The following is a 10,858-nucleotide window of genomic DNA, read 5'->3' as shown; positions in this document are numbered from 1 at the left end:
GGTCCAACAACGTCTACAACCTGGTCACCAAGCGCGCCATCTGCGAAGAGGGCGCGACCATGGAGTGGGTCGACGGCAACATCGGCTCCAAGGTGACCAGGAAGTACCCCGCCATCTACCTGATGGGCGAGCACGCCCGTGGCGAGACGCTGTCCCTGGCGTTCGCCGGCGAGGGCCAGCACCAGGACTCCGGCGCCAAGATGGTCCACGCCGCGCCGCACACCTCGAGCTCGATCATCTCGAAGTCGGTGGCACGTGGCGGGGGCCGCGCGTCGTACCGCGGTCTGCTCCAGGTCCAGGAGGGCGCCGAGCACTCCGCGTCCACGGTCAAGTGCGATGCGCTGCTCGTCGACGACATCAGCCGCTCCGACACCTACCCGTACGTCGACGTCCGTGAGGACGACGTGTCGCTGGGCCACGAGGCCACCGTCTCGAAGGTCAGCGACGACCAGCTCTTCTACCTGATGAGCCGCGGGATGGAGGAGGACGAGGCGATGGCGATGATCGTGCGTGGCTTCGTCGAGCCCATCGCGCGCGAGCTCCCCATGGAGTACGCGCTCGAGCTCAACCGTCTGATCGAACTGCAAATGGAAGGTGCCGTCGGGTGACCGCCCCCACAACTACGACAACCCGTCCCGCAGGGCCGCTGGCCGGCCCGGTCGAGACCCAGGTCATCAGCCACCTGCACCCGGAGGGGTCGTTCGACCCCGCCGACCACGAGGTGCCCAAGGGGCTGGAGGAGATCTGGCGCTTCACCCCGCTGAAGCGCCTGCGCGACCTGCACAAGGACGCCCCTCTCGACGGTCACGACTACGAGGTCGAGATCGACGCCGCGCCCGAGGTCCGTGCCGAGTCGGTCCTCGTCGAGGACTCGACCGTGCGCGGCACCTCGACGTACGTCCCCGTCGACCGGATCTCCGCCCGAGCTTGGGAGGCGTCTGACCGTGTCTTCACGGTGACGGTCCCCGCGGAGACCGTGGCCTCGAAGCCCACCTGGGTGACGTTCCGTGGCACGGGCTCGGAGAAGGCCGGTGCCGGTCATGTCGTGATCACGGCCGAGCCCTTCTCCCGCGCCACCGTGGTGATCGACTACGTCGGCTCGGCCACGCTGTCCCAGAACGTGGAAATCGTCGTCGAAGACGGTGCTGAACTGACCGTTGTGTCGGTTCAGGACTGGGACGACGACGCCGTCCACGTGTCGCACCACCACGCCCACATCGGGCGCGACGCCAACCTCAAGCACGTGCTCGTCAGCTTCGGCGGCGACCTCGTCCGGATCAACGCGTCGGTCGAGTACGCCGGCACCGGCGGCAACGTCGACATGCTCGGCCTCTACTTCGCCGACGCCGGCCAGCACCTCGAGCACCGTCTCTTCGTCGACCACAACCAGCCCAAGGGCCGCAGCAAGGTCGAGTACAAGGGCGCACTGCAGGGCAAGGACGCCCACACCGTGTGGATCGGCGACGTGCTGATCCGCAAGGAGGGTGTCGGCATCAACACGTACGAGAGCAACGACAACCTCGTCCTGACCGACGGGGCGCGTGCCGACTCGGTGCCCAACCTCGAGATCGAGACCGGCGAGATCGAGGGCGCGGGCCACGCGTCGACGACCGGCCGCTTCGACGACCTGCACCTCTTCTACCTGCAGAGCCGCGGCATCCCCGAGGTCGAGGCGCGCCGGCTGGTCGTGCACGGCTTCTTCAACGACGTGATCCGCCGTACGGGGGTGCCCGAGATCCAGGAGCGCCTCCTGCAGACGGTCGAGACCGAGCTCGCCAAGCACGTCGGTGTCGCCGACGTGGTCGCCGGGGCGTGAGCCGATGAGCGGCTTCACGCACGCGGCTGAGCTCGCCGACGTCCCTGACGGGGGAGTGCTGGCGGTCGAGGTCGAGGGCCTCGACCTCGCACTCGTCCGTTGCGGTGACGAGGTGGTCGCCGTCCGTGACGAGTGCTCGCACGCCGCGGTTTCGCTGTCGGAGGGGGAGGTGGAGGACTGCACGCTCGAGTGCTGGCTCCACGGCTCGCGCTTCGACGCACGGACCGGCGAGGTGCTCAACCTGCCCGCGACCGAGCCTGTGCCGGTCTATCCCTGCAAGGTCACCGAGGACGCGACCGTCCTCGTCGACGTGACCAGCCCCAGCATCTGATCCTCACAAGAAACGACGGAGTCACCACACATGTCCACTCTCGAGATCCGCGACCTCCACGTCTCGGTGGCCACCGAGGACGGCGCCAAGGAGATCCTCAAGGGCGTCAACCTGACCGTGAAGTCGGGCGAGACGCACGCCATCATGGGCCCCAACGGCTCGGGCAAGTCGACCCTCGCGTACTCGATCGCCGGCCACCCCAAGTACGACATCACCTCCGGCTCGGTGACCCTCGACGGCGTCGACGTCCTCGACATGACCGTCGACGAGCGCGCGCGTGCGGGCCTCTTCCTCGCCATGCAGTACCCCGTGGAGATCCCGGGCGTCTCGGTCGCGAACTTCCTCCGCGCCGCCAAGACCGCCATCGACGGTGAGGCTCCGCCGCTGCGCACGTGGATCAAGGACGTCAACGGCGCTCTCGAGCGGATGACGCTCGACAAGACCTTCTCCCAGCGCTCGGTCAACGAGGGCTTCTCCGGCGGCGAGAAGAAGCGCCACGAGATCGCCCAGCTCGAGCTGCTCAACCCGAAGTTCGCGATCCTCGACGAGACCGACTCCGGCCTCGACATCGACGCTCTGCGCATCGTCTCCGACGGCGTCAACCGCTTCTCCGAGCAGGGTGACCGCGGCGTCCTGCTGATCACGCACTACACACGCATCCTGCGCTACATCAAGCCGGACTACGTGCACGTGTTCGTCAACGGCAAGGTTGCCGAGGTCGGCGGCGCCGACCTCGCCGAGGAGCTCGAGGCCAACGGCTACGACAAGTACACCAAGGCCGCCGTCTGATGAGCGTCCCCGGCGGATACGACGTCGAGAAGGTTCGGGAAGACTTCCCGATCCTCGGTCGGACCATGGCCGGGGACCGCCCGCTCGTCTACCTCGACAGCGCGAACACGTCGCAGAAGCCGACGCAGGTCGTCGACGCGATCACGGAGCACTACCTCCGCCATAACGCCAACGTCGCGCGTGCGATGCACCAGCTGGGCGCGGAGGCGAGCGAGGCGTTCGAGGACGCGCGGACGACGATCGCGAGCTTCGTCAACGCCCCCTCTCGCGAGGAGGTCGTCTTCACCAAGAACGCGTCCGAGGCGCTGAACCTCGTGGCCAACGCGTACCGCAACGCCGAGGGTGACCTCGCGCTGCGGCCCGGTGACGAGATCGTGATCACCGAGCTCGAGCACCACTCCAACATCGTCCCGTGGCAGCTGCTGGCGCAGCGGACGGGCGCGACGCTGCGGTGGTTCGGGCTGACCGACGAGGGGCGCCTCGACCTGTCGACGCTCGATGAGCTGATCAACGAGCGGACGCGGATCGTGTCCGTGTCGTGGGTGTCCAACATGCTGGGCACCGTCAGCCCGCTCGACGTCATCATCGCCCGGGCGCACGCCGTCGGTGCCGTCGTCGTGGTCGACGCGTCGCAGGCCGTCCCGCAGATGCCCGTCGACCTGACCGCGCTCGGTGCCGACTTCGTCGCCTTCACCGGCCACAAGATGGTCGGTCCGACCGGCATCGGCGTGCTCTGGGGCCGCATGCCGCTTCTCGAGGAGCTCCCGCCGTTCCTCGGTGGTGGCGAGATGATCGAGACCGTGACGATGGAGCGTTCGACGTACGCGCGGCCGCCGGCCAAGTTCGAGGCCGGCACGCCGCCGATCGTCCAGGCGGTCGGGCTCGGCGCCGCGGCCGACTACCTCGCGTCGCTCGGCATGGAGAACGTCGCCGCGCACGAGCGCGAGATCACCGCGTATGCGTTGAAGCGGCTCGGCGAGATCGACGGCCTCACCATCGTGGGGCCGACCGAGGCCGTGGAGCGCGGGGGAGCGGTGAGCTTCGTGGTCGACGGGGTGCACCCGCACGACGTGTCGCAGCTGCTCGACTCGTACGGCATCGCCGTACGCGCGGGTCACCACTGCGCCAAGCCGGCCCACCGGCGCTTCGGTGTGCAGTCGACGACCCGCGCGTCGTTCTACCTCTACACGACCCAGGCCGAGATCGATGCCCTGGTCGAGGGAATCGAACGCACCCAGAAGTACTTCAAGGTGGTGTGACGACGATGAACGTGGACGCCCTGTACCAGGAGATCATTCTCGACCACTACAAGAAGCCCCACGGCAGCGGACTGCGCGACCCGTACGAGGCTGAGGTCCACCACGTCAACCCGACCTGCGGCGACGAGATCACGCTGCGCGTGCACCTCGACGGTGACCGGGTCGCCGACGTCTCGTACGACGCCGAGGGCTGCTCGATCAGCCAGGCGTCGGCGTCGGTGCTCAACGACCTCGTCGTCGGCAAGACGGTTGCTGAAGGGCTGGCGGTGCTCGACGAGTTCCAGACCCTGATGCAGGGCCGCGGACAGGTCGAGCCCAACGAGGACGTGCTCGAGGACGGCATCGCCTTCGCGGGCGTGGCGCAGTTCCCCGCCAGGGTGAAGTGTGCGCTGCTGTCGTGGATGGCATGGAAGGACGCGACGGCCCAGGCCGCCGCGCAGGAGAGCCAGGAGACCCGATGAGCGACACCGCACCGAGCCAGACCACCGACGACCTTCCCGAGGTCGATCTCACCCCGGTGGGCAAGAGCGTGACCACGCCCGAGGACGTCAACGAGGCGATGAAGGACGTGGTCGACCCCGAGCTCGGCATCAACGTCGTCGATCTCGGCCTCGTCTACGACGTCGAGGTCGACCCGGCCAACAATGCCGTGATCGACATGACGCTGACCTCGGCGGCGTGCCCGCTGACCGACGTCATCGAGGACCAGACCCGGCAGGCGCTGGAGGGCATCGTCAACGACTTCCGCATCAACTGGGTGTGGATGCCGCCGTGGGGCCCGGACAAGATCACCGACGACGGCCGCGAGATGCTTCGCGCCCTCGGCTTCAACGTCTGAGGGTGACCAGGACCGTCCTCGTCCCGCACGACCGGCTCGCTGGCTGGGTGGAGCGTTTCTCCGCCCGGCACGGCGAGCCGGTCGTCGTGCGTGACGGCACGGGCGTCACGCTGCAGTCGCCCGACGGCGCGGAGGCCGCGTACGACGGGGCGGAGCCTCCCGGCGACTTCGGGATCGTGCTCGTGCGGCGCGGCGGCTATGCCGTCGGCTCTGTCGAGGGCGGGGCGCTCGCGGCTCACAAGACCGGGACGCGCTACGTCCAGGGTCAGACCAAGGCGGGTGGCTGGAGCCAGCAGCGCTACGCGCGGCGGCGCGCCAACCAGGCCGACGCGCTGGTGGAGGCGTGCGCCGAGGTCGTACGCCGGATCGTCCCGGAGGGCAGCCTCGTCTTCGGTGGGGGAGACCGGCCGCTGTTCGCGGCGGTGCTCGAGCAGTGCGACGGCCGTACGCCGCTGGTGCCCGCGCAGCGTTGGCTCGAGGTCGGTGACCCCAAGTTCGTCACGCTCCTGAAGGCCGTCGTCGACGCGCGGGCGTACGAGGTGCGGCTCAACGCGCTCGCCTGAAGGCCTGTGGACGACGTCCGCGGGCCGGGAACGGATCTGGCTAGCGTGGCTCCCGTCGAACGAGCACGGCCGCACGGCCAGGACGGAGCGAGCATGAGCAACCAGATCGTGAACCTCGAGGAGGTCGGGCTGCTGTCCCGGTCGGGGCGGGGCTATCAGGCGACAGCCGAGGACAACGTCGGCACCGCGCGGCAGCACCTCTCTCGGATGGAGGGCGCCCAGGCCGGCTTCAAGGGCGCGGCTGGATCGGCCTTCCAGGATGTCGCGCAGGTCTCTGTGGGCAACCACACGCTGCTGGCGCGTCAGATCGCCGAGCAGGCGCGACGCGCAGTGACCGCCGAGCGCCACGCGGTCGCGGGGGACGAGCAGGCTTCGGCCCGACAGTCGGTGACCCGGTCCTCGACGGAAGCGTTGGCGTCGGCCTTCGCCCGACCGGTCAACGTGTGAGCGCCGCGATGACCTATCAGCTGCGCGTCGATCACGCGGCCATCGAGCAGGCGGGCGCTGACCTCGGGAGCTACGCCGGGACGATCGAGGACTATCGAGACTCGCTTCGCGCAGAGGCGGCGCGTGCTCTGGGCGTCTTCGGAGGCGGCGTCGGGAGCGAGGAGCACGAGGCGGCGATGCGCGTCGTCGACCGGCTCGTGGAGGAGCACGTTGCCTCGGTACGCGAGCAGCGCACAGGGGTGGGCGAGGCCGGTGACACGTTCGTGTCCGCGGGGGCCCGGATGCGGGCGGTTCTCGGGGCGGGCGGTCCGCGATGACGACGGCTGCATGGGGGATGCGACCCGACGACCTTCACGGCGCAGGCGCTCGTGTCGCGGCGACCGACGTCGATGCGGCAGCGGCCGCGTCGGCGCTCGTGACCGCCATGGCTGCGGCGCCCCCGGCTGCCCATCACCCCGTACTCCGGGCGGCGCTGGAGCGTTATCAGTCTGTGGTCGCCGGTCCGACGGGGATGCTCCCGAGCGCGGTCACCGCTGCTGGGTCACGCCTCTCGACGGCGGCCGTAGACGCTGCGCAGGCGGACGCCGAGGCGGCGCGTGGCCTTCGGGCGGCGGACCGATAGCACTGCGAGTTGCCGGGACGCCGTGACGGCGCGGTCAACCCCTGTCGGCAGCGGGCGTGCAGACCGTCAAAAAGTCCTGGCCGTTCTGGTCGGCCACGTCAGCGGCGTCCTTCCAGCCCACGTCGTCGAAGAGGTAGGCGTCGGCTGGATGCTCCGGTGAGCCGTCGACGACGTCGGACAGGTCGACCACGGATCCCCAGGCGGGCTCGGCGGCGTCGATGACGAGCGAGGCCTTCTCGGCGTCGCGCCAGTCGAAGTCAGATGTCGGCTGCTCGTCAACCGTGAACGCGGGATCAGGCTGCGCGATGTCGAGCTGCTCCACGGTCACACCAGGTGGGGGAGCCGTGAGCACGAGCCGTTGACGCTCACCGTCGGCCGTCGTGAACGTCAAGGCGAAGCGAGTCACGCCCACGCACGGTGTGCCGGTCCAGATCCTGAGCGCGTCTCCGTCGGCGCGGTAGCCGGCCGCACTCGGCAGTGACGGTGCGAACGGAGCGTCCCCGTCGCAGGCGGTCAGGACGGTGGCACCGAGCACGGCGGTGGTGGCCGCGGCGACCCGCCGGCCGGTCGAACCGAGGTGCATCAGTGGTATCCGCCGTCGCGCAGCCCGGCGTCCTGCTCGGTCTCGTTGCCGCCTGTGAGCTGCTCCCGCGCGTACGACCGGATGAAGCCGCCGTATCCCTCCCGCGCCCACTGCTGGGAGTGGCGTTCCTCGTGGTGCAGCAGCCGGTCCAGGTCGAGCTGACCCTGGTAGACGGTTCCGTCGTCGTCGACGTACGACGCGCGCCCCGACTGCGCGACGTCCTTGACGACCTGATCCGGGTCGTCCACGTCATCGATGTTGAGCATGAAGATGTCCCCCCATGCCGTTCCGCCCTTGAGGCTGAACATGCCCTGCAGCCAGTTGCCCCCGAGTCCCATGAGCATCCCGTTGGGCGTGGTGACCATGCGTCCGCCGTTGCCGTGGACGAAGCCGACGTCTTGGTCATAGCTCCAGCCGTTGGCGGACTGCCGGTCGATGATCCGCTGGATCTCGGCGGCGGAGTAAGGGGTCTCGGGGAAGTCGTTGTCCGGACTCGCCGCCCCGTAGTCCGTGCCTGCGTTGAGGATGTAGGTCATCAGGACGGCATGGCGTGCGTCGTCGCCGCTGATCCCCGGCGGGAGGAGGAAGAACGACTTGCCGTCGGGGTCGGTCACGCGCTCCATGCCGTCGAACACCTCGAAGTCCTCCGGGCGGACGTCGTGGGTGCGCGCGATGTCGACGATCGTGTCCACGCTGATCCCTTGGCGTGCGGCGTTGGCGAGCCACTCGCGGTAGTAGCCGTCGGGGGCGGGACCGGTCAGGAGGCCCTCGTTGCGGAGGGTGAGCTCCATGACGGCGACCGCGACGACGGGGTGGTTCTCGAGGAACGTCGCACGCTCGGCTGCCGTCATCGCGGCGAGGTCGAACGGCATCGTACGCAGCGAGACCTTGGTGAGATCCACGAGGTCGGAGTAGATCGCCGCGGCGAACGACGGCAGCGCGCCGGCGGCGTAGAGCGCCCTCACGTGGTCCGGGTCCAACGGGTCCGACAGCTGTTGCTTCGCGGTACGGGCTGCGTGCTCCAGCGCCTGGAGGATGTAGGGGTACTGGAAGCCGAGCTCTGCCTTCTTGGCCTGCTGCTTCTCCTTGGTCGGCTCCGCTCGGATCTGGCTGTTGAGCCGGTCGATCGCCTGGTTGAAGGTCTCGACCGCCTCCGCGAAGTGCCGGATCGCGCCCGCAGCCACCAGGATTCCCTGGATGAGCGACCGAGCCTTGGTCTTGGTGGCGGTGTCGGCGCCTGTCATGGCATCGGCCACGACTCCGGCGACCCCGTCCTTGGCCGTATTGTGCTCACGCTTGAGATCAGCGTTGAAGTTCTCGACGTCACCGGCCGGCTTGGCCACGGCCTCTGCCTGGGAGGTGAGGGTGGCAGGTGACACGTCGTGCCTCTCGAAGCCTTCGATCAGGAGCGTCGCACCGTGGTCTGGACGCATCCGAGCGGGCCTTCCTGGGAGGACTCATCGAGGATCAGCACTGTATCGACGGCCGGTGTCGGGCGCCAAGGCGCACTGTGGGAGCTCGACCGCGGTGACGCCGCACCGAGATCAGCGCGCGGCGTCGTAGGCGGTGATGTTGGCGTCGACGTTGCGGGCGATCGCGAGCACATCCTCCGTCTTGGGGGTTATCGTCCTATCGGGTGTGCGGGCGTGGACCGCGACCTGTCGGTCGTCGAACACGACGATCACGCCAGTCTTGTCACCGAGTTGCTGGTCCGTGAATCGGCAGCTGTATCCCACGGCGTCCGTGAGGTCGGTGCACCCGAGCGAATCTCTGCTCTCGGTGGCCTTCGCGATCGCCGCGGTGCGGTCGGCCTCGTCTTCGAAGTCGCGCAGGGAGATGTCCAGCAAGAGTCGTCCGTTGCGTCCGACCTCGCATTCGCTGCCCTTCTTCCGCTGAGTCGCCGGTACCATCTCGCCATCCGCGGCGACCACGAGATCACCGGTGATGGTCTCCATCGCCGAGCGGTCCAAGATGCCGCAGACAAGGTCGTCCGCGGTGGCTGGCTCGTCATCGGAGCAACCGCTCAGCACAGTGGTCGCGGCGAGGAGCGCTCCGCCGACGAAAGCAACGCCGCTGTGGCGCCTCCCAGCCATCATTTGCCTCCTCGCAGGGTGGGATCGACAAAGCTCTCCAGGAAGGTGGACTGGTAGATGAACTCCTTGATCCGGTGCCGAGGCTGGTTCTGCGGGTCGGACCAGTCGTGCCACGCCTGCTCGACGGCCGCACGGTTCGGCATGTCCTCGGGCAGCACGGCCCCATCCGCACGATCGTAGAGCTCGGGATGCAGCTGCGGATTGTCTCCACCGGTGAAGAGATCGGGTGAGATGCCGTCGAAGTGGACTTTGTGTGCAGAACCCTCGACGCCGACGGTGATGTCCTGGTCATGGAGGAAGCCGTACTTGTAGAGGTCGGCGAGTGCGGCGTTCTCCAGCTTGTCGGGGATCGAGGCAGTCTCGCGGTCGAGGTACCCGTCGGTGTCTGGCGAGTACTTGACGGCATCCTTCAGCTGGGAGAGCGCCTCGCCTTGGATCGCAGAATAGGAGTTCTTGGCAAGCTCGCTCGCCGTCTCGCCAAGTACGGAGCCCGCTCCGGGGAGGAAGCCGGTCCCGATATCGAGCGCCTTCGACATCAGCTCGCGACGGGCAGTCTCGACGTCGTCCCTCTCGGCACTCATCTCGAGGCCCTGGTTGAACAGGTTGCCCATGACCTCGCCGTGCTGCTGCTGGAGTCCGTGGTAGCCGGAGTTGGCGAGGCCGTCGAGCGTCCTGCTGCCTGCGGGGAACTCGTTGAGGAACGCACCGTTCTGGAGGCGCGTCTCCAGCAGCATCGCGGTGGTAAGGGTCTGCAGACCTGTCTTGTCGTCGCCGCGGCCGATCTCTCCGAGAACAGTCTCGAGCTCGGGACCGGTGAGCACTAGCCGCCCGTCCGCGTCGGCGACGGTGCCGCCGGCGAGCAGCCGGTAGACGTCGTCGGTGTGACCGGAGGCGATCGTGCCCAAGCTGTCGGTCATGTCGGGCCACACGTGCCAGGCATTCTCGTACCACGAGTCCGGGCCGCCGTGACCAGACAGGTCGGCGATCCTCTTGAAGACGTCGGTGGCAAGCTCGGCGCCGAACACCGCATCGCCTCCGGCTCCGATCGTGGCAGCCTCGAGCGCCAGACCGAGGCCGTCGCCTTCGTCGCTGCCGTACCTGGCCGAGAACGTGCGAGCATCGACCTCGTCGCCGTCCTTCTTGCCGATGAGGTAGTCGAGCTTGTCCTTGTCGACGTCCCCGGCCTCGGCCGCGAAGAAGTCCTGAGCGGCCTCCGGCGTCTTCGCCATCCCGGCCAGGAGGTTGGCAAGGCCGTCGTACGGGGTCTGGTAGTGAGCCCTGTCGTCGTACGGGTCGCCGGGCTTGCCCAGGTCGTAGTAGGGCTCCTTGACTCCGTAGCCCTGTCCGAGCCGCTCGTTGAGCGGACCCCACACCGGTCTGCCGTCGTGGCTGCGCTCCCAGTCGTAGACCTGGTTGGTCAGGTCGGCGAGGAACGTCGGGTCGTACGACGCGGTCTTGCCACCGTGCTTGATGAGCATGGTCAGGGCGGCGGCGTTCTCAGGATTCGTCTCGTCGGT

The 10,858-nt window shown here is 68.4% G+C and carries 14 protein-coding genes; 10 read left to right on the top strand and 4 right to left on the bottom strand.

Translation table 11 applies throughout. The features are described 5' to 3' along the window. The 10 genes from PV363_RS11925 to PV363_RS11880 all read left to right on the top strand — a co-directional run. The coding region (locus tag PV363_RS11925; RefSeq protein WP_301022424.1) for a SufD family Fe-S cluster assembly protein at positions 1–608 on the top strand (608 nt) is incomplete at its 5' end. Next, positions 605–1,816: a Fe-S cluster assembly protein SufD gene (sufD, locus tag PV363_RS11920; RefSeq protein ID WP_301022423.1), complete on the top strand. Its 1,212-nt coding sequence runs from the start codon at positions 605–607 to the stop codon at positions 1,814–1,816. The genes PV363_RS11925 and sufD, both read left to right, overlap by 4 nt. Positions 1,817–1,820: 4 nt before the next feature. Further along, positions 1,821–2,147 carry a non-heme iron oxygenase ferredoxin subunit gene (locus PV363_RS11915; RefSeq protein WP_301022422.1) on the top strand — a complete coding sequence of 109 codons (327 nt, stop codon included), beginning with the start codon at positions 1,821–1,823 and terminating at the stop codon, positions 2,145–2,147. A 30-nt stretch (positions 2,148–2,177) separates the two neighbouring features. After that, on the top strand, positions 2,178–2,936 hold the full coding sequence (gene sufC, locus PV363_RS11910; RefSeq protein WP_220341585.1) for a Fe-S cluster assembly ATPase SufC: 759 nt from the start codon (positions 2,178–2,180) through the stop codon (positions 2,934–2,936). After that, the gene (locus PV363_RS11905; protein ID WP_220341586.1) at positions 2,936–4,195 is read left to right on the top strand and encodes a cysteine desulfurase; all 1,260 of its coding nucleotides are present in this window, start codon (positions 2,936–2,938) and stop codon (positions 4,193–4,195) included. Before sufC ends, PV363_RS11905 begins: the two co-directional genes overlap by 1 nt. A gap of 5 nt (positions 4,196–4,200) precedes the next feature. Then, complete coding sequence (gene sufU, locus PV363_RS11900) at positions 4,201–4,656, top strand: Fe-S cluster assembly sulfur transfer protein SufU (protein ID WP_220342493.1); 456 nt, start codon at positions 4,201–4,203, stop codon at positions 4,654–4,656. Further along, the gene (locus PV363_RS11895; protein WP_220341587.1) at positions 4,653–5,033 is read left to right on the top strand and encodes a metal-sulfur cluster assembly factor; all 381 of its coding nucleotides are present in this window, start codon (positions 4,653–4,655) and stop codon (positions 5,031–5,033) included. The genes sufU and PV363_RS11895 overlap by 4 nt, the downstream gene beginning before the upstream one ends. Before the next feature lie 2 nt (positions 5,034–5,035). Next, positions 5,036–5,596, top strand: coding sequence for an acVLRF1 family peptidyl-tRNA hydrolase (locus tag PV363_RS11890; protein WP_301022421.1), 561 nt, complete (start codon positions 5,036–5,038; stop codon positions 5,594–5,596). 93 nt (positions 5,597–5,689) lie between these two features. Then, positions 5,690–6,043, top strand: coding sequence for a hypothetical protein (locus PV363_RS11885; protein WP_220345036.1), 354 nt, complete (start codon positions 5,690–5,692; stop codon positions 6,041–6,043). A gap of 8 nt (positions 6,044–6,051) precedes the next feature. Next, positions 6,052–6,360 carry a WXG100 family type VII secretion target gene (locus PV363_RS11880; protein WP_220345037.1) on the top strand — a complete coding sequence of 103 codons (309 nt, stop codon included), beginning with the start codon at positions 6,052–6,054 and terminating at the stop codon, positions 6,358–6,360. A 339-nt stretch (positions 6,361–6,699) separates the two neighbouring features. On the opposite strand, the gene PV363_RS11875 is transcribed toward PV363_RS11880, so the two are convergent. The 4 genes from PV363_RS11875 to PV363_RS11860 all read right to left on the bottom strand — a co-directional run. Continuing rightward, positions 6,700–7,248 (bottom strand): hypothetical protein, encoded by a 549-nt coding sequence (locus tag PV363_RS11875; RefSeq protein WP_301022420.1) that lies wholly within the window; start codon positions 7,246–7,248, stop codon positions 6,700–6,702. After that, positions 7,248–8,627, bottom strand: coding sequence for a hypothetical protein (locus PV363_RS11870; protein ID WP_220365190.1), 1,380 nt, complete (start codon positions 8,625–8,627; stop codon positions 7,248–7,250). Before PV363_RS11870 ends, PV363_RS11875 begins: the two co-directional genes overlap by 1 nt. 165 nt (positions 8,628–8,792) lie before the next feature. After that, positions 8,793–9,341 (bottom strand): hypothetical protein, encoded by a 549-nt coding sequence (locus PV363_RS11865; RefSeq protein ID WP_220341594.1) that lies wholly within the window; start codon positions 9,339–9,341, stop codon positions 8,793–8,795. Further along, a partial coding sequence (locus PV363_RS11860) for a hypothetical protein (RefSeq protein ID WP_301022419.1) occupies positions 9,341–10,858 on the bottom strand: 1,518 nt, incomplete at its 5' end. The genes PV363_RS11865 and PV363_RS11860, both read right to left, overlap by 1 nt.

This window comes from Mumia sp., from assembly GCF_028803055.1.
Classification (GTDB): Bacteria; Actinomycetota; Actinomycetes; order Propionibacteriales; family Nocardioidaceae; genus Mumia.
This window is presented reverse-complemented; position numbering and strand designations above follow the sequence as displayed.